Raw genomic sequence first — 26737 nt, 5'->3', positions numbered from 1 at the left:
TTATCTTTTAACCGGTTTATCGTTTCGAGTTGTGTCTTTAACAAGGCGAAACGGTAAGCTGAGTAGGAAAGCTAAACCGGTATTTTGCTCAGGTTTTAAATATTGTACCAAGCCAATATCTAATTGCGCATCGCTTTTCCGTCCTTTAGCACAATAACTGCCAAACACACGATCCCACACCGATAAATTAAAGCCATAATTACTGTTGGTTTCTACAACGCGCTGACTGTGATGAATGCGATGCATTTGTTGCGTCACGATAAACCAACGTAATGGTCGCTCAACCAAAGCGGGTAAACGAATATTGCTGTGATTAAAAATCGCGCTGGCATTTAAAATAATTTCAAATAGCAGCACCGCAAGCGCCGGTACGCCCAGTAAAAATACCAAGAGCAACTTAATAAAGTAACTGAGCAGAATTTCTAGTGGATGAAAGCGCAAGCCACTGGTGCTATCAATGTGCGGATCGGCATGATGCACTTGGTGTAAACGCCAAAGCAGGGGTATACGGTGAAATAAACGGTGTTGCCAGTAAATCGCCATATCTAAAAATAACACACTCAGCAGTACCATCAGCCAATACGGCATGGCGAACAGATACCACAGGCCAAAACTTTGCTGCTGATTGACCTGCGCCAGTGCCACTAAGCTAATTGGCGCTAATAAACGCATCAACAGCGAACCAGAGACCATTAGCAGCAAATTAGTACGCCAACGCCAAGACCGACCTACCGGATCACGCCGGGCCGGTGCTAACGCTTCCCACAGCATCATCAGCAACAACATGCCTAAAAATACCCCTAGCCGATAATAATTTTCATGCGCCATGCTGTTTACTCCGCTTTCTCGTAATGCCTTAGCGTCTTAAAACCGCCTATGACTCTTGTGACGATGGTGATACCGGCGGCAAAAGCAAAGCAATAAGCCAGTAAGCTAAAATGCTGCGGCCATACACAAAAAGAGACAAACAATAAAATGGTTTCGGTGCCTTCAGTGAGACCATGTAAGTAGTAAAAACTTTTATTTGCAAATTGTGGCCGGGCTAATTGATAACGCTCTGCTGGAATGGCAAAGGCTAAAAAACTGGAGCCGGTACCAATAAAGCTGGCCAACAACACCGCAGCCGCTAAAGCATTGGCGGTTGGATCAGCCAAAGCAAAACCCAAAGGTATGGCAGCATAAAACAAAAAGTCTAAACTAATATCTAAAAAGCCACCGGAAGCGGTACTGCTGTTTTGCCAGCGCGCCAAGGCACCATCTAAACCATCAAAAACTCTGTTAATTAGTATAAACAGTAACGCTGCAATATAGTGCTGATAAGCCAATAAGGGTAAAGCCAAGATCCCAAACAAAAAACCGATCACGGTTAGCTGATTAGGGCTAATCTTCCAATAATCTAACTGCTTTACCATTGGCTTTAGTAAGGGTTTTAATAACGGGCTAATTCTCGCATCTAACATGTTGTAACCTCAGCTTCTGCTAAGTTAATCACCCGGCCTGCGGCTGGTACATCAGCTTGATCATGGGTGACTAACAGCGCAGGGATCTTCGCTAGCTGAATAAAGTTAAACACTAACTCGCGTACTTCTTGGCGCAAACGGCTGTCGAGTTTGCTAAAAGGCTCATCTAATAATAACGCTTTAGGCTGCGCTAGCATCACGCGCAGCAAAGCCACCCGCGCTTGTTGCCCACCCGAAAGACTCGCCGGATTGCGCAATGCCATATCCGCTAACCCCACCGAGTCTAACGCCGCTAAGATCTGCGCTTGGCGCTGTGCACCTTTAATGGCTTTAGGCATGGCAAAAGCGATGTTCTCTGCTACAGTCAGATGAGGAAACAATAACGGATCTTGTAATAACAACCCCATATGCCGTTGATGCGCCGGCAAGTGAGTGATGTCTTTACCATCTAACACTATTTGACCAGACGCGCTAAACTGCGGCGCCAATAAACCGCTCAGCCAATTCAGTAAACTCGATTTACCACTGCCCGACGGACCCATAACCGTCAGTACTTCTCCAGCAGGGATCTCGGTACTAAGCGACAGCAAAGGCTGCTGCTGACGACTTAACTGTAAAGCGTTGATCTGAAGCGTGCCGCTATTCATAAATCCTATCTCATTTTACTGCAACAGAGGCGTTGCTTTGCGTGTTGGTGCCAGGCTGAAAAAACTGTTTGCTACACCAATAGGCTAGCAAGAAGGCCAAAGCAGGTAACAGCATTTGTAGTAAGGCATATACCGCAACCAAACGGCGGCTGCCGCCATTGGCCAAAGCAACGGCTTCGGTGGTTAGCGTAGCAACCCTACCCGCACCGGTTAACAGTGTGGGTAAATATTGACCAAAACTGACCGCTAAGCCCAAAGCCAAGGCCAATAAAATCGGTTTAAACAATAAGGGCAATTTAACGCGAATAAACACGGCGCCCGGCGATAAACCCAAACTTGCCGCGACACTTGCCCAGCGCGGATCCAGCAAACGATAATTGCCCGCTAACGCCAGAAATACATAGGGTAATACAAATAAGCTGTGACTGGCGATCACTGTGCCCATACCTGGGGCAATGCCCAGTTGCTCTTGTAACCAAACAACCCCAAATAAAAAGGCGATTGCCGGCACTAACAACGGTAAATAAATAATACTTTGGCTCAACCAAGAGAGCGGTTTTTGCCGCACTTGCTCAGCTTCCAACGTGGCCAGTGTTAACAGCAAGGCCAAACCACTGGCCGCAAATGCCACCACGACGGCATTTAACAGCGGTAAACGAATAAAAGGCAAAGCGGTGAGCCAATGGCTGAGTTGCAAGGCGTCGGGCACTAAATCGGGATAAGACCAATAACCCGCCAGCGACCAGAGTATTAAGCCCCCCATGGCCAATACTAACGTCAGGCCAACGAGGCCTAAAATTAGCCGGCTTAAACGTAGCCAAACAGTATCGGCATAACTTCTGCGGCCATTACTTAACAGGCGGCCTAAGCCCCAAGCCAATAAACGCTCAGCACACCACCATGCGAGCAGTACACTTAACACCACAGCTAATTGCAATACGGCACCGGCCGAGGCCATAAAACGGCGATGTAAATCGACGTCATTAAACCACTGCACAATCGCTACGGCGAGCGTCGGTGGCCCTGATGGCCCAACAATTTGCGCGATTTCGACATTGGCACACCCATAGGCTAACACGGCATAAATGGGGAAACGTAATTTAGGATAAAGCTGCGGCAACACGACTTTGCAAAAGGCCGTTAATCGCTGATAGCCCATGCTTTGCGCCAGCTGAAACTGCGTTAACACTGTGCTATTTGCTAAAGCAGCCAGTGACATAATCATTAAAAACGGTAATTCTTTTAAAAAGAGCGCCAACATAATACTGACGCCGGCAGCATCATTGGGAAGTAACCAATCTGGCGGTGTTTGCCAGCCGGTGAGCAAAGCAAATAACCGGCTAAAAAACCCCGATGGGGTGAGCAAAAAAGCGATGGCAATCGCGGCCGTGGCATGCGGTATCGCTAACAACGGACTAAAAACCCGCTGTAACAACGTCATCCCCCGGCTACCATAAAAGCAGCCCAGTAATAACAAGCACACCAGCAACGCCAACAGGCTACTTAACACCCCGCTTATTACACTTAGGGTGACCATCTGTGATAAACCCGGCTGTTGCCACAATTGCTGCCACGCCAGTAAATTAACCTGCTGAGAGCCCAGTGTAGGCAACCAACCAAAGGCCGGTAACAACACACCCATTAAACCGCCTAACACAGGCAGGATCAATATGGCCAATAGCAGCCAAGGCGCGACCCTGATACCCCAGTCATAAAGTGACTGGCCCAGTTTCATGGTTGCACCCCATAACGTGCTAACCAAGCGGCGGTAAGCGCCCTACTCCAACTCGGATGCGGCTCAGCTAAGGCTGTGGACGTGCTTTCTAGTGGTAAAGCAGCCGGTTCGGTTTGTGCGGTATTTGGCCAATTTAACAATCGACTATCGAGTACGGAACTATCACCCCACACCGACAATTGCTGCTTATGCCACTGTGCTTCTGGTGACAATAAAAAGTTCGCCACCAGCTTGGCTGCGGCGCTGTGCGTGGCATTAAACGGGATCGCAACAAAATGCACATTGGCTAAACTGCCATCGTGCATAGCATAGCTGCGCGTACTGCTTGGCAGATCGTAACGGCGCACCGCGGCAGGAATGCTGGAGGGCGCAAAGCTAAACGCCAGTTGTAATTCTTCATCACTGATCAAACGCATTAATTCATTGCCGCTGCTCGGAAAATGCCGACCTTGGCGCCATAAGTTGGGATGTAATTTTGCTAAATATGGCCACAGCACTGTAGTCATTTGTTCAAAGCTGGCGGCGGTGACAGGCTGATACAATAATGGGTCTTGCTGATTCAGCACCAATAATAATTGCTTTAAAAAGCTCACACCTAAAAAATCAGGCGGTCTAGGGTAAGTAAAGCGGCCTGGCTGTTGCTGACTGAATTCAAGCAGTGCTGCCATCGTACGTGGAGCTGAGGCAAGAAGCTGATTATTATAGTAAAAAATTAACTGCGCCTGGCCCCAAGGCGCTTCCATGCCTAAGGTTGGCAAACCAAAGTCTAAGCGCATTTGCGGGTTTTCGTCAGCATTCACATAAATGAAGTTGGGCAATTGCTCAGCCCAATCAGCTTCTAACAGCTGCCGTTGTTGTAAACTGGCAAAATTTTCCCCGTTAATCCAAATCAGATCAACACTGCCATTGCGATGATTGTTGGCGGCCTTTTCGGCTAAGATGCGGCTAACCGCTTCGCCGGTATCTGCCAGCTTGACGTGAGTAAGACGAATACCATAACGCGCTGCCACTTCTTGGCCGACCCACTGAATATACTGATTGACCTGCGGATCGCCGCCCCAAGCATGCCAGTACACAGGTTGATTTTGGCCTTGTGTGATGATCTGCTGCCAGGCGGCACTGTCTGCAACAGCAGTAGCTGACATGCTAGCGTGCGCTGAGGTGCTATTTTTACTAGCCACGTCTGTATTTGCCGTTACTGTTTCGCTAGCGTAGGCCAAAGACAGACTGGCGCATAACAACACACTACTTTGCCACAAGCTTTGGCAAAACCAAGCCAAATTACTGCGCCACTGCATTCAACCGCCAATCATAATCCAGAAAAGAAATCGGCAGCTTGCCTGCCGCTAACTGCTGCTGTTGGCGTTCATCCAGCTGTAACGCCTGTGCATAGCGCAACAAAAAACTCGCCAAACTGCGGCTATCGCGCCAAGGTTGTTGGAAATCTTCTTTGTACCATTTAAAAATTGCCGACAGCTGCAAGCGTTCGTCAGTGGCTAAATTGCGCGAGCGATCAGAGAGAAAACGCAGCGTTTGCTGCTCTAATTGTTGCTCTAAAATTTCGGCGTTATAGGCTTCTTCGCGTAAAGCGGGGCAACCGATACTGGCGCAATTGACGGCAAAATGAATGCGCGGTTCGTTAAAGTCGCCACTGCCGCGGATCATGTCATGTTCAATCTCATCCAAGGAGCGATTTTTTCCTAACAAAGGAATAAAACGCTTCTTCCACGGCGACTGAAACAACGTGCCCAAGTCTTTTATGGAGTCGACCTTAGGATACGCCGTTAAAATCAATTGCAGCGTCCATGCATTGTAAGCATTGAGCAAAAACGCTAGCCGATCCGCCGCAGGCCATTGTTTAAATATGTCCGCATCTACGGCGCTTAACGAGGCTAAATAAGCCTCGAGTTGCCCTTGCTGTTGTTGCAACAAGCGGTAATCTACCGCGGTGGCATGGCCACCAGGCAAAGTGTGCACCGTTTGCTGTAATAACTCAGTCAGCGGTTGATGCTCAAAGGTGCGCGCTTGCACTTGTAAACTAAAACACAGAAGCCAAAAAAGTATTACAAAACGCATACGCTTATCCTTTTAAGCGCCAGTGATGGTATTTTTGCAGCAGCGCTAAAATCGTTGCAGGCGCATGGGCACGTTTCCACTCGCCAGCGGCGTATTTATTCGCTTCGGCCCAGGTTGGATAACTGTGAATGGTCCCCAAAATTTTGTTTAAGCCTAAACCGTGTTTCATCGCCAAGACAAATTCCGCCAATAAATCACCGGCATGCTCAGCAATAATGGTTACCCCTAAGATCTGATCTTTACCCGGCTTAGTCAGCACTTTCACTAAGCCTTGCGCCGCCCCATCTGTGATGGCGCGATCTAACTCACCTATGTCAAAGCGCGTGACTTCATAAGCGATGCCCTGCTCTTTGGCTTCTTGCTCATTGATGCCCACTCGGGCCACTTCCGGATCGATAAAGGTTGTCCAGGGGATCACGCGATAATCAACTTTGAATTTTTTAAATTGGCCAAACAAGGCATTAACCGCAGCATACCACGCTTGATGGGCCGCAACGTGGGTAAATTGATAAGGCCCCACAATATCGCCCGCCGCAAAAATATTCGGTAATAAGGTTTCTAAATAGTCATTGGTTTGTACTGTGCGCGTGGTTTCAATGCCGAGCTCTTTTAAACCATAACCGTCTAAGCGCGCACTGCGCCCTACCGCACAAATTAACTCATCAAAAGGTAAGGCAATTTCTTGGCCTTGATGCTCAACAATTAAATACTTTTGTGCATCTTGAATTTCACAGCGTATTGCTTTGTGCGACGTTAGTACTTTTACGCCACTGCTGGTCAGCGCTTTGTGGGCAAAATCACTGATCTCGGTATCTTCTTTGATCATTACCCGTTCGGCCATTTCCACTTGGGTGACTTCACTGCCAAGCCTGGCAAAACTTTGTGCTAGCTCACAGCCAATGGGGCCACCGCCTAAAATCACTAATTTTGCCGGTGGCTGATCACGATCCGCTAAAGCCTGCCATAAAGTATCACTGGTTAGATAACCCACGTCCTTTAAACCCGGTAAAGGGGGTACAAATGGCTGAGCACCGGCGGCAATGATAATGCTTCGCGCGGTAAGTTGCTGTACACGGCCATCAGCAAGGGTGATTTGCACGGTCCAAGGATCGAGCAATTTGCCATAGCCTTGCAGCACCTCAACCCCTAACTTGGTATAGCGTTCTACGCTATCATGCGGTGCAATATCAGCAATCACTTGCTCAATGCGTGCCATCACTTTTTTAAACGAAAACGGCGCGAGCATACCCTGACCATCCGCCAACGGCTCGGTCGCGGCCAAGCCATAGTGCTCAGCATGGCGCAGCGTATGCGCGACCTTGGCACTTTTAATTAACGCTTTACTGGGTACACAGCCAAAATTTAAGCAATCGCCCCCCATTTTATGCGCTTCAATTAACGTCACTTTGGCTTTTACGGCCGCGGCGATATAACTGCTCACTAAACCCGCTGCACCCGCACCAATCACGATCAGATTACGATCAAACTGCTTCGGTTTTTGCCATTTCGCATACAAGCGACGCTGATTTATCAATTTAATCAAGCCTTTGGCAAACCAAGGGAACAAACCTAACAAGGCAAACGACAACAGCATATTGATGGATAAAATACCGGCTAAGCTATCCAGCTGTGCCAACTGTGTGCCCGCATTCACATAAACAAAGGTCCCAGCTAGCATACCCACTTGGCTCACCCAATAAAAAGTGCCAGCTTTGAGTGCCGTTAAGCCCATTAAAATGTTAATCAGAAAAAACGGGAAAATAGGCACTAATCGCAAGGTAAACAGATAAAAGGCACCATCGCGTTCAATGCCTTGATCAATGGCTTTTAGCCGAGTAGAGAACTTTTGTTGCAAGGTGCTGCGCAGCATGTAGCGCGCCACTAAAAAAGCCAAGGTGGCACCGATGCTTGAGGCAAATGACACCAATAACAAACCTTGCCATAAGCCAAATAAGGCGCCAGATGCCACAGTCAAGATCAAGGCGCCCGGTAAGGATAACGCCGTTACCAGCACATAAAATAGAAAAAAACCACCAGCAACCAGCCAAGGTGACGCTTGATACCACTGGCTAAATTCTGTTAGCCCTTGCTTTAAACCAGCAAAGGTTAAAAGTTGATGCAAGTCGAAGTAAAAAAAGCTGCCTGCAAGCAACAGCAATAACAGTAAAACCACGATTTTTTTAAACATAAAATCCACTTATTAATTTAAGAGCGCAGCATTAAAAACGGTAGGTCACCGAGGCTTTAACATTACGGGGTAATTCAGGAAACACCAAGGTTGAGCCAAAGTAACCGCCTTCAAATACTGGCCGCCAATTTTGCTGCTGCGTTACATTAAGCACATCCAAACGCATTAACAATTGTGGGCTCAGCTGATAACTGCTGTTGAGGTTAATATGATATTGATCGCGAATTTGCACCGTGGCCAAAAAGTCTAACGGATAGCTTTTGGTATACACCGTGGCTAGGCCCACTTGCCACAGCTCCGTTAATTGATAACCGGCATTCAAAGATAAAATTGATGAGGGGATCCCCTGCACTCGCGAAGATGACGGTGCAAAACCGGCAAAGTTGGGCGCGCCAATGCCAGTACCAACAATAATATCGGGGCGTGAATTATCAAAAGCATCGGCAACTTGCTGGCTATCTTGAAAGCTTGCTGAATCATCATAACGCGCATCTAAATAGCTATAGGCGAGATTAAACCAATACTGCTCGGCACGGTAAAACACCTGCGCTTCAACGCCAGAAGTCCGAATACCGCTGTTGCTGCCGTCACGATTTCGTAAGCTTCGCCGCTGTTGAAACACCGCGGCATCGGCGTACCAGCTGCTGTTAGCCGGATCATACTTAATGCCGGTTTCGACTAAGGTGTTTTCGGTGGCGAAATTCAGTGGGTTGATTTGATTATTGGCGCCGAGTACTGTGCCGCCAGCCATACTGTTAGAGGTTGCTTCGTTGTAATTAGCGCTGGCATACAGCACTAAATCGGGCTGCAGTTTATAACTGACACTGAGCATACCACTGCCGAGTAAGTCCGAATGGCTATCTTGCGCCGCCATTTGCCCCGCCGGCGGCAACGCATCACGGGCGGTCACGTCATATTGATCGGCACGCAGACCAATAATGCTGCTCCATTTATCACTCCACTGGCTGTCATGTTGCACAAAAACACCAGTTTGCCAGCTGGTTGAATCCGTAGTGTCAGACAACGAGAAATCGCCTGCGCCATCGTTATTCACATCGTATTGCGCACCGGGTGACACATAAATACCGGGGCGAAGCTCAACTAATCGCGCTTGCTGTGCTGGCGTTAACGGGATGCGTCGATTAGACAACGGCCCCGTTAAATCAATGGGTAAGTCCGCTTCAGTAGTAAACTGGCTGTAGCCGAGCACATCGTTATAACGGACATTTAGCCCAAAGGTGGTTTGCTGCTGCGCCTGCCACTGATATTGCAATTCAGTGCGGTTTTCGAACGTATCAGCGCCATCAATAATCTCAACAAAACTGTTGCCAGCAATCTCTTCACGGCTTAAATGCTGAAAATAGCTGATATTGCGCAATAACCACTGCTCACTGAGTTGCTGTCGGTATTCACTGTGTACTAAAAAAGTTTGCGCTTGGTTAGTATCGTCTGGATCGGTCAGTACTTGATTGCGCGGTATAACCACCTGCCCTGTTGGCGACACGAGCGCAAAAGCACCAGGTACACTGCTGCCATTGGGTTGAATACCTTGGCCGGTGATATACAAACCCGCATCGATCAGCGCTTGGGTTGGCCGGTTAATGCCGGCGATGTCGGTGTAATTGGCTTTGTAATATTCGGCGCTCAGATCCCAGCGCGTATCGGCGTCTAACTGCCAACGGCCACTGGCATAGGCGCTGGTGCTGCGATGATGGCTAAAATCATAAAAACTGTCTTCATCAATATGCTCTAAGCTCAAACGCACACCGGCTTCATTTTCAAGCAGTGGCTGATTGATGTCTAACTGAGCCCGATGTTGCTGCCAAGTACCCGTACTGACCGTCAATTGCTGACTGGCTTGCTCTACTGACGCTTTTTTACTGACGAGATTGACATAGCCGCCATTACGCTGCGTACTACCCAGAATTACCGGTGGTGGCCCTTTGACAATATCGAGTTGCTCTATAGCATTGAAAGATAACGGTACACCAAAACCATTATTACCCGCTTGGCGGCGGATGCCGTTTTCAAACAGCTCTCCTAACTGACCACGTAACGTGGGTAAGCTCGGTGCCCCAAAGCCAGATGCTGCATAGCTATTGGGGGTTAAGGCTAGAATATCTTGCAATGAGGTAATGGCATATTGCTGCATCATCTCTTCAGTAATCACCGTAACGGAACGGGCAATATTCACCAGTGCCTTATCATCGCCAAAACTGCCACTGACTCGGGCAAACTTCGGCGAAATAGTGTCTTCCGTAGTCTGCACACCTGTGACTTTGATCACTTCAACCGGCTCAGCCTGCTCAGCGGGTTCAGTTGAGGAAATACTTTGTGCCAAGGTCTGTAAAGGTGCTACCGCCAAAGTCAACATAATGGCTGCCGCTAGGGGGTGATAATGGAATCGCAAAATAAATACCTTCTTTTTATAATAATAAGTGAGATGTCAGTGCTGAAACGTAAAATGCCTACAACCCTACTGACTTAACTATAATGTAAAAAAACGCACCACTCGGTGCGTATTATCTATCTATTGTTGGATTAGTTGAAAAAAGTTACAGCTACGGCTAAATATACTTTTATCAACGGTTCATCAAACCAGCAATTAATTGTCTGCAGTTTATACTACAAAAGTTTATCGTTAGCCCAGTTCTCAAAAAAAAGAGCAGCCCGGTTGCTACAAAGAAGCCCGTTATATGCCGTCGACGTTTGGCCTAACATTGCATTTCGATATAGGTAGCGGCCAAAACGTAACATTATATCGTAATGCACACGTTCGAATTTAAGGACAACTGGATTTAATGATAGTGACAGTCAGCATTGAGACGCCTGAGCAGCAATAGGCAATTGCTCAGGCGAGGTGTCATATTGAGGTATGACGTCATTAAACAGATTAGCGTGTTAGATTTCAGCTTAGTTAAGCTTTTGCACTAACTCTGATAAGTCTTTCACCACATAATCCGGTGCAGGCGCTAGCGGATACAGGGTTTTACCTGGTCTGGCAACAAAGGCGGTTTGCATTCCAGCGGCTTTCGCACCAGCAATATCCCAACCATGTGCCGCTACCATTAATGCCTCTTCTGGCTTCACGCCTAATTTAGCTAACGCCCACGCATAAGCGCGTAAATCGGGTTTATACACTTTAATGTCTTCAATACTTAACCGTTGCTCGAAATAGTCCGTTAAGCCCGCATGCGCAAACTGCGTGGTAACTCCATTATTCGATGAGTTGGTTAAACTGACCAGCGTGTAACCTTTGGCCTTTAATGCGGCTAAACCGGCTTTTACGTCGGGATGGGCTGGCAAAGACAACAAAGGCCCTTTGATGGCCGTTAGGGCTTGATCTTCGGTTAAAGCAATATTATTGCTTTGTGCCACCATCAGCAGTGCTGCAACACCAATCTTGCCAAAGTCTTGGTAATCACCCGTGACAGTGGTCACTAAAGAATGATGCAACATGGTTGAAAACCATAATGCGGTTAAATCGTCTCGGCCATTTAATGCTTGGCCAATTGAACTGCGCATCGTTTCAAGATCTAACAGCGTTTCATTAACATCAAAAACAATGACTTTAGGTTGAGTAGCGGCGTGACTCATCATTCCGGTCCCTAATAAAAACAATAACACAAAAGCCAACCATGACCGTTGGCAACGCGGGATAAAAGGCATTAGTCGTTTATTCCTCAGTTTTTCATCGAATTGAAACAGCAAAGCGACTTTATAAAGTCACTGTGCTGTCGACCGTTAAACTAACAAACGAAGCTTATTTTGCAGACCAGCTAAATTTTTGAAATGGCGCATCAACCGGTGTTGCCGCTAAATGATTAGTATAATTACTCATCACTTTCTGGGCTAAACCTAAAACAATTTCTAATAATTGACGCTGGGTGTAGCCCGCTGCAAAAAAGCGCTCAAGCTGCTCTGCTGAGGGTTTACCGCGACTGCGGGTCATGGCAAGCGTGGTGTCATGTAGTACTTGCAGCTTTTCTGTCGGTAAAGGCGCACGGTTACGTAATGCGTCGGTAATACCGGCATCCACTTTCATCATATGGGCAATACCCGTATGCGCAGGGACACAATAACCACATTCATGTTCAACATTAATGGTTTGCCATACTACCGTTAATTCTTCTGCATTAAACGACGATTCACTAAACAGCTTATGCAGTACTTGATAGCCGTCTAATAAACCCGGTGCTTCAGCCATCACCGCATGTAAATTAGGAATAAAACCAAATGCGCTTAATGAGTTTTGCAGCAAGGGTTTGCTGTTATCTGGCGCGGTATCGACGGTGTGCAAAGTGAAGTGACTCATCATCATGATCCTTAGTTAATAGCGAAAAAGTATCTGCCAGCAGCATGTGCGGTGCTGATTGGGCTACTATAACCGAACATGAACAGTCGTTCAAGTTATTTATGAGCAACTGTTCAAATATGTCAGTATTACACTTTCACAAGGGTGCTATACCTGTGCATGCTGACGGATCAAGTTATGATAAATATGATGTAAGCGGTCTAATTCAGCGCGCTCTACCCCCGAGTGACCTGCTAAGGCCTGAATACTTAGATCTAGTTGATACAAGGTTTCGCGCAGAGCCGTGCCGGGGATCATGCTTTGTAACCAACTGATGGCTGCCACACGCTGCCCGGCAGTCACTGGCATCACCTGATGCAAAGTTGCCGAGGAATACAGCACCGCATCACCGGCCGCGAGCTTAACGCTTTGCTCACCAAAATCGGTTTGAATAACTAACTCGCCACCTTGATAGTCTTCTGGCTCTGATAAAAATACCGTGATGGAGAGATCTGAACGCAATATCTGTTGATCCGGTAAACGCATAATGGCGGCATCGACATGCCAGCCATAATGCCCACCTGCTGCATAACTGTTAAAACACGGTGGATAAATACGATGTGGTAAGGCTGCAGCCATTAAACTGGGGTTATGCCCAAACTTCGCCAGTAAACGATTAGCCAGTTGCTGTACCTGGTGATGATCGCGGTCTGCTTGCGCATTGTGTTTAACCGCCGCCGCCATCCCCATTGCACTGCCCTTACCATCTAACCAAGGCACGTGTTGCAGCGCTTGACGAAATTCTGCCACTTCAGTTTTAGTCAGTAATTGCTTTAACACGTGCATGTTTTAGCTCCTAAAGGTTAATAACAAGGTTTAAAATTCATAGGTTAAGGTTGCACGAACAGAACGGGCATCACCCAAGTACATAAAGGCACCAGAACGATAAGCCGCAGTCCAGTACTCTTTATTGGTGACATTACCGATATTCATACGCAAGGTGGTCGCTTCATTGATGTTATAGTTGGCAAATAAGCCCAACACGGCATAACTCGGTACTACTATGCTGTAATCGTTAATCGTGCTGTTGAAACCGGCTGCCGTATCGGGCTGACCGCCATAGATTTCGCTTTTATAGCTGTAATCTCCGCCCAGTACTAAATCTGGCGTTAGTTGATAACGTAACTGCACATATACACTTTCATCAGCAAAGTTACTCAGCGCCAAACCAATATTACTCGGCTCAATTGAATCCAGTACCTCTGATTGCATAATGGCCGCGCTGGCTTGCACACTGAGTTTATCGGTTAGATTACCATTGATGGCAAACTCGACACCCTGAATACGGTTTTTACCGGTGTTTAAAGTCCCTAAGGTTGAATAGGCATCGCCAACACTTTCCATCACATCAGACTTCGTCGTAGTAAACCATGCTGCAGCTAAAAATAAGCGTTCATCTAACAGCGACCATTTAGTGCCTAATTCAATATTTTGCACTGTTTCTGGATCGGCTAATGCTGCTTGTTCTGGATCGCCACAAAGACCGCCATAGCCACAGTTTGCGCCCAGATCAGACTCACCACCATTAATGTTAGTCGCGGTAGCGTAACTCAGATACACGTTACCATGTTCGCTCAAGCTGTATACCAGCCCCAAATGACCATTGTAAAAACTGTCTTTATAAGCATATTGCACCGGCTGGCCAGAGGAAAGTACATCATTACTGTAATCGATTTGATCTACCCGCAGCCCCGCGAACACTTGCCATTTATCATTCAGTTTGGCGGTATCCATGACATACGCAGCTAACGTTTTGGCTTTAAACAAGGCGTCTGAACTGCCCTTCTCGATATTACGACCAATAATATTATCGGCATTCGCGTAAACCTCACCCATGCCATCCAGTAAGCAATAACTGTTACTAACTGACGATCGCCCTGCCACACGGCAATTAGTGCTGTTTTGGTAACTAATATCATAGACACCGTTATCCACTTGCTCGTCACTGATTTCCACACCCAACAAGAATTGATGAGCTACCGAGCCGGTTTGGGTATCCCAAAATAAATTAAATTGGCTGGCAAAATACTCAACATCTTGCCAACCTTGATGCGTACTTAGCACTATGGTCTGAGCATTCGGCGCTGTTAAATCAGAAGCATCGCGTTCAGTGCCACGGGCACCGGTCGCTAAATAACCGTTGCGGGTTTCCCCATAGCGGGTGGCATTATGAATACGCAGATTATCCGCTAACTGCCATTCAACTCTAAAGGTCGCGGCGGCCACTTCTGAATGTAAAAAGTCTTCTTGCTGTGCGTATACCGGAATATCACTTAATGGCTTGCGGCTGTCTTGTTGATAAAAACTGCCTAAATCCGGTGTATCTTCGGCTTTTAAATAATATAGATCAGCAAAGGTTTTTACCGAGCGGGCATTATCATACACTCCCGATAGCAAAGCGCCTTCACGGCTACGACTGATCCCTTCACGCCCAGGGGCATCCTCTGCCGTGCTTAGTAAATTGATACGGGTAGCAAAGTCGTTGGCAATCGGTGCATTGTAATCCAACACAAGACGATGATGTTCATCCGTGCCGAGGCTGGCATCAATACGGCCAAAATCGTAAGACGTTGAGGCTTTTTTACTGATACTGTTTACGGCCCCACCCGAAGAACCGCGCCCGGCAAAAGTCGAGCTGGGGCCTTTGGTAATTTCAATTTGTTCTGTGGCAAAACTTTCGCGGGTGGTCATGCCCGGATCGCGTAAGCCGTCAACAAATACATCTGAGCGCGCTTCATGCCCGCGAATAATATAACGATCACCAAAGGCATTACCGTTTTCGCCTGTGCCCAGGGTAACGCCTGCTTGTGCTGCTAAAATTTCTTTGAGATCCGACTTACCCGACTCTTCAATTTGATCTTTGGTTAAAACCGTAATGGTTTGAGGTGTATCGAGCAGCGGTGCTGTGCGACGTAAATCACCTGATTGCTCCACCTGATATTTAGAAAAACGTACACCGTGGATCTTAATTAATTCGATTGCCTGCTCTTGGCAATTGGGCTCGGCACTATCGCACTCAATCACGATTTCTTCGGCAGAAACCTGCCCGAGTGTTAGGGCTAAAGTGGTAAAAAGTGCTTTGGAACCAAAATGGTTCGACGGGTGTTTAGAGGTTATTTTTGTCATTATCATTCCCTTAAAGAGGTAAACCAATCAGGGCAGCAAGCATAAAAGGTTTCGCCCAACCTGTAAACCTAAATGATAACTATTTTTATTTGCATGCGTATTATTTGGGCAGTGGATCCAAAAAAAGCGGTTTTAGACATAAAAAAACCGCCACGATAAAGGTGGCGGTTTTTTATAATGAGCTTAACGCAGTTTACTTTTCTGGCTGCTGTACCAAAGATAATTGATACACATCGTGCCGTCGATCTTTCATGGTATGCACACTGCCGTGGGTATGTAACTCTTTTAACAGATCCAAATTAACATCAACAATCAATAGCATCTCAGAATTTGGTGTTGCTTCAGCTTTGATACCAGTGGTTGGAAACGAAAAGTCTGATGGCGTGAAAAGGGCTGACTGCGCATATTGAATATCCATGTTATTAACACGAGCTAAATTACCCACTGCACCGGCAATCGCCACATAACATTCGTTTTCAATAGCTCGGGCCATGGCACAGTGCCGCACACGGGTGTAACCATTTTGCGTATCGGTTAAAAATGGCACAAATAGAATATTCATACCTTGATCGGATAATAAGCGCGCGTATTCAGGAAACTCGACATCGTAACAAATCATAATGCCAATTTTGCCACAGTCGGTATCGAACACCTTGATTTTATTGCCGCCATGCATCGCCCAGTTACGTTTTTCAGCTGGCGTAACATGCACCTTGTCATATTGCTCCCAAGTGCCATCACGACGGCATAAAAAGCCACTATTGTGCAGTTTGCCATCATACATATAAGGCATGCTACCGGTAATGATATTGATGTTGTAAGAAATAGCGAATTCAATAAATTTATCACGGATCGTTTCCGTGTACTTTGACAACTCGCGAATGCTTTGCGTCACACTTAAATGATTGTAATGCTCCATCAGCGGTGCTGCGAACAATTCAGGGAATAAGATAAAATCGCTTTTATAATCTGACACGGCATCAACAAAAAACTCCATCTGCTCAAAAAGCTGATTGATATCTTTCATATTACGCATTTGCCACTGCACTAAACCTAAACGTACTTCGGCTTTAGGAGCATTGATTAGCTTCACCGATTTGGTGTAATAAATATTGGCCCATTCTAATAAGGTGGCATATTCTTGCGACTCGGTATCACCACGCAGATACCCTTTGAGTAATTTGCGTACATGAAAGCCATTAGCTAACTGAAAGCTTAGTACCGGATCATAGATCTGTTTGCTTTTTACCTTTTCAATATATTGTTTGGCGCTCAGTTTATCTGCATGTTCATTAAAGTTAGGCATGCGACCGCCCGCCATTATGGCGCGCAGATTAAGGTTTTCGCAAAGCTCTTTGCGAACATCATATAAACGACGTGCTAAACGTAAACCACGGTAATCTGGGTGAATAAATACTTCGATACCGTATAAAATATCACCGTGTGGGTCATGATTATTAAACGAAAAACCAGTAACTATTTGCTCGTAAGTGTGTTCGTCGCTGAATTTGCTGTAATCAATAATTAGAGAAAAGGCACAGCCAACAACTTTACCGTCCACACAGGCACAAATTTGCCCCTCGGGAAACTTGGCTAACAAGGTATCAATGACCTCTTCACTCCAACTGAGCAATGGGCCTGATTTATATACCTGCTCAGAGGCATGACGTAGCTCAGTCATGTCTTCTTTGGTTAAATGGCGAATTTCTATATGGCTAGCTTCCATGAAGTCTCCTGCTTTCAATGCACTATTTTTAACTTAGCTTAACACTATCACAAATAACCGACTACTATCGCATCACTCAGACCGTGTTTAACTGATTATATGGGCTCAAAATGGCAGGAAGGTTTATTATCAACCCAAATTTGCAGGTGACTGAGCAATAGATACCTTGGCAGTAGGTATCTATTGCCCAGCTGAATTTACACTTGATAACGCGCCAGCAATTGCTTAGCTTCGTTGGCGGCTTGTTGCAATGCGTTAGCCGCATTTTGCGTTTCTTGAGCATAGGCTGAATTTTGTTCAGCGCCTTGCTTAATTGTCTCAACATTTCGACTGACGTCCTCAGCGACGACACTTTGCTGTTCAGCGGCGCTGGCAATATCGGCATTGATCGCATTAATATGTTTTGAGGCTTCTAACACCTGTTGTAATGCATCAACGGCTAGCTGCGCCGACTGGGTGTTATTTTCAGACATCTGTTGCTGCGCGGCTGAAAAACTCGACACATCATTCACATTACCTTGCAAACGCACAATCATGGTTTGAATTTCATCGGTTGAAGATTGCGTTTTGCCGGCTAAGTTTCGTACTTCTGAGGCGACCACCGCAAAACCTCGACCTTGCTCACCCGCTCTAGCCGCTTCAATAGCGGCATTCAGCGCCAGTAAATTGGTTTGTTCAGCAATCGATTTAATCACATTCAATACAGTAGCAATATCTTCACTGGCCGAGTTTAACTCTTTCACCACTTTTGAAGACGCCGAGGCTTTTTCCTGTTGCTGCTCGATACTTTTCAGTAATTGTTGTGTTTGTAGGTTAGCTTTATCAGTTAACTCAAATACGGAACCCGCCACATGCTCTGCATCCACCGTACTTTGCGCCACCGTTTGTGCGGTTACTGCCATTTCGTGGATTGATGCCGCTGCATGATCGGTTTGTTGTCTTTGTGAAGCACTCGCTGCTGTTGCGCGATCTGCCAAACTGCTGAGATCCTTAGCAGAGTGCTGTAATGCTTCACTGGTATGGGCAAACTTAGCAATCGTCTGGCGAACATGCTCCAGTAACTGATTAAACTCTTGCGCCATAGTGCCAATTTCATCTTTTGTGGTAATAGATAGGCGCTGTGTTAAATCGCCGCCGCCTTGAGTAATTTGTGTTAATCGACTAATAGTTTGTGTTAAAGGTGCTGCAATAAAGCGATTCACTAACACTGCTATCAACACGATAATCAGCAAACCAATAAAAATCACAGCAAAACCCATTTTAATGGCCTCTGCTCTTACCAGCGCAGCGACGTCATCATGATTAATTGCCACAATGACTCGATATTGCCATGCAGGGTAATCATTACTAATAACGGTCCAATCGCTGTCTAAACCGGCTAAGACACTCTCAATTGCAGCAGTGGTTTGGTTATCTGAATGCATCCGCACACGGTTTTTGTCATCAACCACGGCCACAAAGCCTTGAGATAACAATTTACTGTCTTTAATACTCGATTCAAGTTCAGTTAAGTCGGCTTTGTAACCGACATAGGCAATGCCTACGACTTGCTGTGCCGAGTTGAATAACGGGGTATAGCCAGTGAGGTAAGGCGTGCCTAAAATATCAACTTGCCCAAAAAAAGCCTTACCTTGTTTTATTAATTGAATCACAGTGCCGGTAGGATTTAACTGTGTACCAATGGCTCGCTGTCCATTCACCAACACATTGGTAGCCACCCGCACAAAATTATCACCATCTCGGCTGAAAAGTGTAGCCGTACCACCAGCGATATCGGTTAGCTCATCAACGAGTTTAAAATTATTAGCTTGTGGTACATCGTTAATCAGTAGATCAGGCACCATAACATCTTTTACTTGTACCGGTTGACTTAAAGCAACTGGCCCCGCCTGTTCAATCCGTTGCAATAACAACTTCATGGTGCTATCGACGCGGTCTTGCATCAGCTTATCGGTTACAGAAAGAAGTTTAACCACACTAGAATTGAGCTGCTGCGCGCTTTGTGTCACTTGCTTATTTACAGCTGAGTTAGTACGAACATAGGTTAATCCGACCGCGATCAGCATTAAACAGACGATTAATACGCTCACCGATAATACAAACTTTCGTTGAATAGACATATTTTATAGCCTCAAAAGCAATCAAGACGTGGGTACTGCGGATAACAACGCATAGCGTTGTCTTACGTTGTGTAGCACATTACCTGATTATATGGATTTGCGATATCGCTAGAGGTACTTAAAGCTTAATGTTTTTATTAAGCAATACTCAAGCTTATAGCCGCAAGGTAACTTAATTAGTATTGACGTTTGTATTTGAAAAAACAAATGCCTAGTAAGGTTTAGCAGATGATTGAACCAAAATATATCTAACGATAAAACAAACGCAGCAAAAGGCAGAAATACCAAGACGATACCAGAGTATAACGATAAAAAAACTCGCTTAAACAACTGATGTGACCAAAAGCCTGCCTAGCCAGTAGCAAAACCTTCATCTTAAAACATCACATCGATAAGTTGGATCATAGCCTCGCTTTTTATAGATAAAACCGTTTCCGAACCACTAAAAGTGTCATGCCAATTAAAATGAATTGGTTAATAGGGGGCAACTAGCGGCTACCCTATATCTCACCCTATGATGCCTTGCTGTTTAGTCCTTTGTTAAGTTTGCCAATAAACTGCTTTAGCTACACAAGCCTAAAAATTTGAAGAGCGGTTAGCTACAACAGACATAAACCTGAAACCCCAACGGGCGACATCCGGTCAAGCTGACATAATAAAATAAATAAACAATGCTCTAAAGGCTCAACGCTTTAAAAACGCTTACCCTACACACAGCAAGAGTCCCTTCTTATCAAGCGCCTCTTATATTTTGCAGACACAAAAATGCAGCGATGATCGCTGCATTTTCTTAATAGGTTTTTTGATATTGGCGACAGCTATTTTTCGTTAAGCCGTGTGTAGCAGCCGAAACACACCGTGGTGCAAAGCAATAAGAGCTAAACCACTTTATGTTTAACCAAATTCGAAATGGAATATAAACCGCGTTTCTCGTTGTTCTTACGGCGTACTTCTTCTAAGGCACTGGCTTCCGTGGCATCAAACAAGGTATTGATCAAACGGTTGAAGTGATTATGCATGGCCACCCTTGCTTTTGACGGATCTTTCGCTTTAAGCGCATTATAAATGGCCGTGTGCTCCTGCAACGTTAAATGGCTATCCTTACTACAAACGCTAGCATAATCATCAATGATGGCGGCGGTAGATTCACGCAAAGACCATAACTTATTGACCAATAAAATCATCGCGCCATTTCGAGTCGCGCCAGCAATAATACTGTGAAATAAGCGATCGGCCTCTTCTGTTTCACCACGTTCTTTCATCATAACAAGCGTATCATGTAAACGGGCCAGCTCTTCATCAGTAATGCTCACCGCCGCTAATGCCGCCACCTCGCCTTCAACCAGTGCCCGAGCTTGGGTTAATTCAAAAGCATTCACTACCGCTTCTTTATTATTTTTAACCGCACCTTCAAGTACATAAACCCCCGAGCCGGTTTTCACTTCAACCTTCTCTCGCACTTCTAAAGCAATGATCGCTTCGCGAATAGTCGGCCGACTGACATTAAATTTTTCTGCCAGTTCGCGCTCAGCAGGTAAACGACTACCCGGCGCAAATTCACCGCTATCAATTAACGCTTCAATTTTATCTACGATGCCCCAAAACATTCGTCTGCTTTTCATAAAGGCTCTCTCATATTTTTCTAACCAATATTCTGTGCACTAATTAACGTGCATATTAGCGACTTCAAAAGCCCTAAGCAAAAACAAAATCGCGGTTTTACTATTACGGGCCAAGCTATATTTTAAGCATAGCAGGTTACGCTAAAACTGGTAATAACATAAAGCCATAAAAGTCGAGATTGGTAATGCCAAGTAATTGACAAATTTTCACTCATTGGTTGGATTCCATTCACGTATAATAGCTAGCAATATGAGTTGTGCGATACATAGCGCCATATAAAAAACAAAATCCAAGGGTAGTCATGAAACTAAGCAAAGTAAGTTCAGGGATCCGCGCCGCTAAGCCTGGCGATCTCATAATGAATATTATCGCCAAAGTGGTCAGTGAATCGCTTTCCAGAAGTTGCAAAGGCTTAGTACAGTCAAAATAGCTTTGTTCATGTCGATAATATTTTAGCGGCCGCTTGCGACGCTGAACGCATTGCTATCGCTTCGGATAGCCACGTACAAGGCAATTTCTTTAAACTAAAATTGTCTCATGAGTAGCGCTAACCACTGTAATCAACTAAATCGAATGGTTTAATTTTGCACTAATGTGGCTGGGTTGTACCGAGATTTTGGCTTAGAAAAAAACGCTATTACTAACTCGTTTATCTTCTTGTTGAGCAAGCAACATGCATACTGCTCATCAAGCAACCTAAAGTAAAAGCTAGTTGCAATTCGCGCCTTGGTATATTATGCCAGACATATTGACGTCTATCGTGAAGGAAATACTGCGATGTTGTTTGAGGTGTTCCAGTTGCCTGCACAGCCAGTGTTGTTGGAGGGTACTTATCAGCTTGAGCTCGTTTTGCTGTCTATTCTGGTGGCTATATTGTCCTCTTGGGCGGCATTATTTTCGGTAGATATTAGTCGACAACATTTCTTACTATGGCAACGCCAATTGGCCATATTAGCCGGCACCATCAGTCTTGGCATTGGCATTTGGTCAATGCATTTTATTGGCATGTTGGCTTTTAGCTTATGTACCCCAGTCGACTACACCACCAATCTCACCCTCTTCTCTTTATTGCCCAGTTTGTTAGCCTCGTATACTGCCCTGAATTTATTGATCCAAGAACGGTTGACCTTAGCAAAACTGTTAATCGGTGGTGTGCTGGTGGGTGCCGGTATTGGCGCCATGCATTATACCGGCATGGCTGCGATGAGTATGGCGCCGCAATTACGTTACGATCCTCTGCTATTTAGCCTTTCTATTTTAATTGCCGTATTTATGGCTTTTTTAGCCTTGTGGATCCGCTTTGGTATCAACCGATTACAACTAAAGTTACCACGTTGGCAGCTGAATTTGTTCAGCGGCACCGTGATGGGCTTAGCGATTAGCGCAATGCATTACATGGGCATGTTAGCAGCCCGTTTTGTGGCACCGCCAGGCTTTACTGCCGCTGAGAATACCGCCAATAGTGGTTCTATGGCGTTGATCGTGACCTCAGTCACCTTGGTTGTTACCTTATTGGTGTTATTGCTACAAGTACTACTCAACTTTTACGCCGCTAAAAGCTCGAGCGATAATTATGCAAAACGGCTTGGCGCCATTATGAATACCGTATTAGATGCCATCGTCACCCTGGACAGTCGCGGCGTCATTGTCGAGTACAATCAAGCAGCGCCCGTTTTGTTTGGCACCACAGCCTTATTAGGCAAACATTTTAAGATGTTTCTTACGCCAAAAGATGCTGAGATGTACCAGCAAAAATTAAACACAAATGAATTAACACAAGCGTTTAACTTGCAGGGAACAGAGCGAGCTATCCCCATCATTAGAGCAGATGGCAGCAAAATTACCGCTAGACTCGCCTTAAGCATAACCCAACTTGAAAATCAGTTGCTGTATGTAGCTTGTTTAAGTGATATTTCTGCCAAATTAGCATTTGAGGAATCACTGCAACAAAGCGAACAAAAATTGCGCTCGTTAATTCAAAATATCCCGGGCGCAGCCTATCGGGCAACTCGGCAGCAGAGCTGGCAAATAGAGTATATCAGCGAACGGGTCGAGCTGATTAGCGGCTATCCTGCTGAAGACTTTATGCCACCACAAGCCAAACGTTCTTGGTTTTCGATCATCGCAGCAGAGGATAAAGCTAGGGTTAAGGCCACCGATTTTAGTCAGGATTTTGTTTTAGAATATCGCATTGTGCACGCCGATGGCAGCATACGCTGGATGCTAGAGCATGCCGATAGCTTACCGCAACATCAAGGCTTAATCCGTGACGGTTTTATCATGGATATTACCGAGCGGCGGCAAATGGAAGAGCAGCTTCGCTTTGCTAAATTACAAGCCGAGCAGGCTGCAGAAGTAAAAAGCACCTTTTTAGCCAATATGAGCCATGAAATTCGGACCCCCTTAAATGCCATTATTGGCTTTAGCGGTTTACTATTGGAAACACCAGACACCCCCGATGCGCAGCGTTATCTGACAACCACACATCAATCGGCTAAAGCATTACTCAGTTTACTAAACGATATATTGGACAGTGCGAAACTCGAGCGTGGCAAAATGGAGTTAGAGCAGCTGGATTTTAACTTAACCCAGTTAGCTGATCAGGTTATCTCTACGCTTTGGATGAGTGCTAAACAAAAAAACGTGCAATTACTGCTGCAAATCGACCCCAATGTGGCCACATTTTACTATGGTGCGGCCGATCGCATCCGTCAGGTTTTACTTAATATTGTGGGCAACGCGATTAAATTTACCGAGCAAGGCTCTGTACATTTAAAAATCCACACCTCGACAAATGGCCTGCTATTTCAGGTCATCGATACGGGGATTGGCATGGACTCGACACGGCTACAGGCTATTTTCGAACCCTTTACTCAAGCCGATGCCAGCATGAGTCGTCGTTTTGGGGGAACAGGCCTTGGAACCACCATCAGTAAACAACTGGTCGAATTAATGGGGGGGCAGATCCACGTTCAAAGCGAAGTTGGCCAGGGCTCAACGTTTAACATCAGTATTCCGTTGCAACCAGGCAAACCTATAATTCAAACAAGCAACGCGTTGGTATTACCGCCATTATCTATTTTAGTTGTCGATGACATTGCGCAAAATTTAGATTTACTCAGCACACTGTTAGCACGCATGCATCACAGGGTATTTACCGCATGCAATGGTGCTGAAGCGCTAACGCTATTAGCCGAACAAAGGCCTGATGTTGTGTTAATGGATATACAAATGCCCGTGATGGATGGACTTACCGCGGCACAACAGCAACGACAACGCGAACAAAAGCAACAGTTACCACGGATACCCATTATTGCCCTAACGGCCAGCGCCTTAACCGAAGATAAACTCGCTGCACAGCAAGCCGGCATGGATGGTTTCAGTTCAAAACCGATTGAACCAGATCAACTGTTTGCTGAAATAGCCCGCGTGTTAAAGCTTGAGCCCCAAGATTCCATTATCCCACCTTTGCCAGCCACAGTTGAAGATCAGCTATTCGATCCGCATCACGGCATTGCCTTATGGGGAAGTAAAGAACGCTATTGTAATGAGCTTAAACGTTTTGCAACAAAGCCACTGACGGATTTACTGGATCAGTTACAACAAGCGATGCAAACGGGCAATTATCCGCTATTGCAGCAGCAAGCCCACAATGGCAAAGGATTAGCTGGGAATTTGTCATTAAAACCTTTAGCTAACGTATTTTCAACTCTGGAACAAACGCTAAGACAGCAGCAGCTTAGTGAATTAACCAACGTTATGCAGCACATTTTTGAAGTGGCCAAGCAAACTATGCTGGCGATCGAGCAGTATAGTAACAAAGCTAATACCCCAGGAACAAAGCTTGACCTTAGCGAGTTACCCCTTTTGTTGAACGAACTGGCGGAACAGTTACAGCAGCACGATTATAACGACCGTTTATTATCCAAAATTAAAGCCTATCAAAACACATCCTACAGCGATGAAATAAATGAACTGCTTTTGCTGGTAGAAAATTTTAAATTTGATCAGGCTAAAACAACCTTGACAGCACTGCTAAGTGCTTTGGAACAGCAACATGCTTAACGAACATTCCGCCCACGCCCTCAGCCGTATTTTGATTGTCGATGACGAACCGCTGAACTTACGGGTGTTAAAGCAGATTTTGCAAGATAGCTATAAACTGATGTTTGCCACCAGTGCTCAGCAAGCCTTTGAGTTATTACAACACGATAAACCCGATCTTATTTTGTTAGATGTGATGATGCCTGATATTACCGGTTTTGAGTTGTGTGCTAACTTAAAAGCAAGATCGGATCTCGCCGACATTCCGGTGATCTTTGTTACCGCATTAAAGGATGAAATAGACGAGAGCAATGGCCTTGAATTAGGCGCCGTTGATTACATAACTAAACCTGTTAGCCCGGCTATTGTGCGCGCGAGGGTTAAAACCCACTTGTCATTGGTTAAAGTAGACGAATTAAAACGTACTCGCTTACAAGTTGTTGAGCAACTAGGCCGCGCCGCTGAATATAAAGATAATGAAACCGGTCTGCATGTAAAACGCATGAGTCATTATGCGCAAATTTTGGCATTAGCGGCCGGTTACTCGACTGAATGGGCAGAAGAGCTGTTACATGCCGCGCCAATGCATGACATCGGTAAGATTGGTACGCCCGATCATATTTTATTGAAACCGGGTAAGCTGACTGAAGACGAAATGGTCATTATGCGCCAACATACCTGTATTGGTGCTGATATTCTCGGCGAGTGTGATTCAAGCTTGATGGCAACAGCGTCTCAGGTAGCGCGTTGGCACCATGAAAAATGGGATGGTAGTGGTTATCCCGATGGCTTAGCAGGCGCTGAGATCCCTATCGCCGCAAGGATCGTTGCGCTTGCTGATGTTTTTGATGCGCTTACCAGTGAACGTCCTTACAAGCAAGCATGGACAGTAGACGCAGCTTTAGCGTTTATAACCAGCCAATCAGGAAAGCATTTTGATCCCCAACTGGTGCCTTTATTGATCGACAATTTACCGAAGCTGTTAGCCATTAAAGCTAAATGGGCAGATAGACTAAACCCATAGAGAAAAACGAGAAAAAGAAAAATAGAAAAGCACCGCAATAACTTGTTTTATTTGATCTTTTTTAACATGCACTGTTTTAATGCTATTTGCATCTTACAGAAAATGCACTATAGTTTAGCTAGGCATAGTTAAAGCTGGGCCAAACAGATGGAGCAGCGACAATGAGTTCCTTAAGCACGGGTAATTTTCCAGTTAACACGCTATTACGCCAACAGACGGTTCGACAAGCCGAACTCGCTGAGCAACAAGCGCGTGCTTTAGAAACCCAGGCTGCGGCGAAAAGGCGTGAAGCCCGACAAGCCGAGGCAGCCGCAAAACGTTTAGATGCCGAGGCTAACGTTGCCGAAAATGAAGCGAACACCCTACAGCAAAATTTAAATGCAGCAGAACAACTGAGTCAAAGCAACCAGCAAAACGGTGAGCGTTTTCAGCAAAGCATCAACCGACAATTTACCCAAAACTCTACGGCAGAGCCTGATAACAAAGCTAATGCCTTAACAATCGAGATCAATAATTTAGTCAATGGCTCCTCTGGCGAAAAAAGCGGAAGCCTCATTAATACAGTGATTTAATAGGTCACACCTTTAATCTGGCAAAGTTGCGAAAACACCATT

The 26737-nt window shown here is 45.7% G+C and carries 19 protein-coding genes; 3 read left to right on the top strand and 16 right to left on the bottom strand.

What is annotated here, in order from left to right:
* The 16 genes from JAO78_RS08220 to JAO78_RS08145 form a co-directional block, all read right to left on the bottom strand.
* Positions 1 to 828 carry a sterol desaturase family protein gene (locus JAO78_RS08220; protein ID WP_226750891.1) on the bottom strand — a complete coding sequence of 276 codons (828 nt, stop codon included), beginning with the start codon at positions 826 to 828 and terminating at the stop codon, positions 1 to 3.
* A 5-nt stretch (positions 829 to 833) separates the two neighbouring features.
* Positions 834 to 1460, bottom strand: a complete 627-nt coding sequence (locus JAO78_RS08215) for a CDP-alcohol phosphatidyltransferase family protein (protein WP_226750890.1) — start codon at positions 1458 to 1460, stop codon at positions 834 to 836.
* The gene (locus JAO78_RS08210; RefSeq protein ID WP_226750889.1) at positions 1454 to 2107 is read right to left on the bottom strand and encodes an ATP-binding cassette domain-containing protein; all 654 of its coding nucleotides are present in this window, start codon (positions 2105 to 2107) and stop codon (positions 1454 to 1456) included. The genes JAO78_RS08215 and JAO78_RS08210 overlap by 7 nt, the downstream gene beginning before the upstream one ends.
* Positions 2108 to 2117: 10 nt before the next feature.
* Positions 2118 to 3842, bottom strand: a complete 1725-nt coding sequence (locus JAO78_RS08205; protein ID WP_226750888.1) for an ABC transporter permease — start codon at positions 3840 to 3842, stop codon at positions 2118 to 2120.
* Positions 3839 to 5140, bottom strand: coding sequence for an ABC transporter substrate-binding protein (locus tag JAO78_RS08200; protein ID WP_226750887.1), 1302 nt, complete (start codon positions 5138 to 5140; stop codon positions 3839 to 3841). Before JAO78_RS08200 ends, JAO78_RS08205 begins: the two co-directional genes overlap by 4 nt.
* Positions 5124 to 5918 carry a DUF547 domain-containing protein gene (locus JAO78_RS08195; protein ID WP_226750886.1) on the bottom strand — a complete coding sequence of 265 codons (795 nt, stop codon included), beginning with the start codon at positions 5916 to 5918 and terminating at the stop codon, positions 5124 to 5126. The genes JAO78_RS08200 and JAO78_RS08195 overlap by 17 nt, the downstream gene beginning before the upstream one ends.
* Positions 5919 to 5922: 4 nt before the next feature.
* A complete protein-coding gene (locus JAO78_RS08190) occupies positions 5923 to 8106 on the bottom strand; it encodes a dihydrolipoyl dehydrogenase family protein (protein ID WP_226750885.1) in 2184 nt (727 codons plus the stop codon).
* 31 nt (positions 8107 to 8137) lie between these two features.
* Positions 8138 to 10480, bottom strand: a complete 2343-nt coding sequence (locus JAO78_RS08185) for a TonB-dependent receptor (protein ID WP_226750996.1) — start codon at positions 10478 to 10480, stop codon at positions 8138 to 8140.
* 251 nt (positions 10481 to 10731) lie between these two features.
* Positions 10732 to 10920, bottom strand: coding sequence for a DUF924 family protein (locus JAO78_RS16845; RefSeq protein ID WP_226750995.1), 189 nt, complete (start codon positions 10918 to 10920; stop codon positions 10732 to 10734).
* A gap of 99 nt (positions 10921 to 11019) precedes the next feature.
* Entirely contained in the window at positions 11020 to 11703 is a 684-nt protein-coding gene (locus JAO78_RS08175; protein ID WP_226750994.1) for a haloacid dehalogenase type II, read from the bottom strand.
* A 166-nt stretch (positions 11704 to 11869) separates the two neighbouring features.
* The gene (locus tag JAO78_RS08170) at positions 11870 to 12421 is read right to left on the bottom strand and encodes a carboxymuconolactone decarboxylase family protein (protein WP_226750884.1); all 552 of its coding nucleotides are present in this window, start codon (positions 12419 to 12421) and stop codon (positions 11870 to 11872) included.
* Positions 12422 to 12568: 147 nt separating this feature from the next.
* Positions 12569 to 13246: a Fe2+-dependent dioxygenase gene (locus JAO78_RS08165; RefSeq protein WP_226750883.1), complete on the bottom strand. Its 678-nt coding sequence runs from the start codon at positions 13244 to 13246 to the stop codon at positions 12569 to 12571.
* A 30-nt stretch (positions 13247 to 13276) separates the two neighbouring features.
* Positions 13277 to 15586 carry a TonB-dependent receptor gene (locus JAO78_RS08160; RefSeq protein ID WP_226750882.1) on the bottom strand — a complete coding sequence of 770 codons (2310 nt, stop codon included), beginning with the start codon at positions 15584 to 15586 and terminating at the stop codon, positions 13277 to 13279.
* A gap of 193 nt (positions 15587 to 15779) precedes the next feature.
* The gene (locus JAO78_RS08155; protein WP_226750881.1) at positions 15780 to 17312 is read right to left on the bottom strand and encodes a bifunctional GNAT family N-acetyltransferase/carbon-nitrogen hydrolase family protein; all 1533 of its coding nucleotides are present in this window, start codon (positions 17310 to 17312) and stop codon (positions 15780 to 15782) included.
* A gap of 197 nt (positions 17313 to 17509) precedes the next feature.
* Positions 17510 to 19432: a methyl-accepting chemotaxis protein gene (locus JAO78_RS08150; protein WP_226750880.1), complete on the bottom strand. Its 1923-nt coding sequence runs from the start codon at positions 19430 to 19432 to the stop codon at positions 17510 to 17512.
* Between the two features lie 878 nt (positions 19433 to 20310).
* Positions 20311 to 21054 (bottom strand): FadR/GntR family transcriptional regulator, encoded by a 744-nt coding sequence (locus JAO78_RS08145; RefSeq protein ID WP_226750879.1) that lies wholly within the window; start codon positions 21052 to 21054, stop codon positions 20311 to 20313.
* A 778-nt stretch (positions 21055 to 21832) separates the two neighbouring features.
* On the opposite strand from JAO78_RS08145, the gene JAO78_RS08140 reads away from it, so the two are divergent.
* The 3 genes from JAO78_RS08140 (at position 21833) to JAO78_RS08130 (ending at position 26695) form a co-directional block, all read left to right on the top strand.
* The gene (locus JAO78_RS08140; protein ID WP_226750878.1) at positions 21833 to 25120 is read left to right on the top strand and encodes an MHYT domain-containing protein; all 3288 of its coding nucleotides are present in this window, start codon (positions 21833 to 21835) and stop codon (positions 25118 to 25120) included.
* Positions 25113 to 26123, top strand: coding sequence for a response regulator (locus tag JAO78_RS08135; RefSeq protein WP_226750877.1), 1011 nt, complete (start codon positions 25113 to 25115; stop codon positions 26121 to 26123). The genes JAO78_RS08140 and JAO78_RS08135 overlap by 8 nt, the downstream gene beginning before the upstream one ends.
* Before the next feature lie 161 nt (positions 26124 to 26284).
* Positions 26285 to 26695 carry a hypothetical protein gene (locus JAO78_RS08130; RefSeq protein ID WP_226750876.1) on the top strand — a complete coding sequence of 137 codons (411 nt, stop codon included), beginning with the start codon at positions 26285 to 26287 and terminating at the stop codon, positions 26693 to 26695.
* Positions 26696 to 26737 lie beyond the last annotated feature (42 nt).

The sequence above is a fragment of the Alishewanella maricola genome, assembly GCF_016343785.1.
GTDB classification, from domain to species: domain Bacteria; phylum Pseudomonadota; class Gammaproteobacteria; order Enterobacterales; family Alteromonadaceae; genus Alishewanella; species Alishewanella maricola.
Note: the sequence above shows the minus strand (reverse complement) of the source record. Positions and strands in the feature narration are given on the sequence as shown.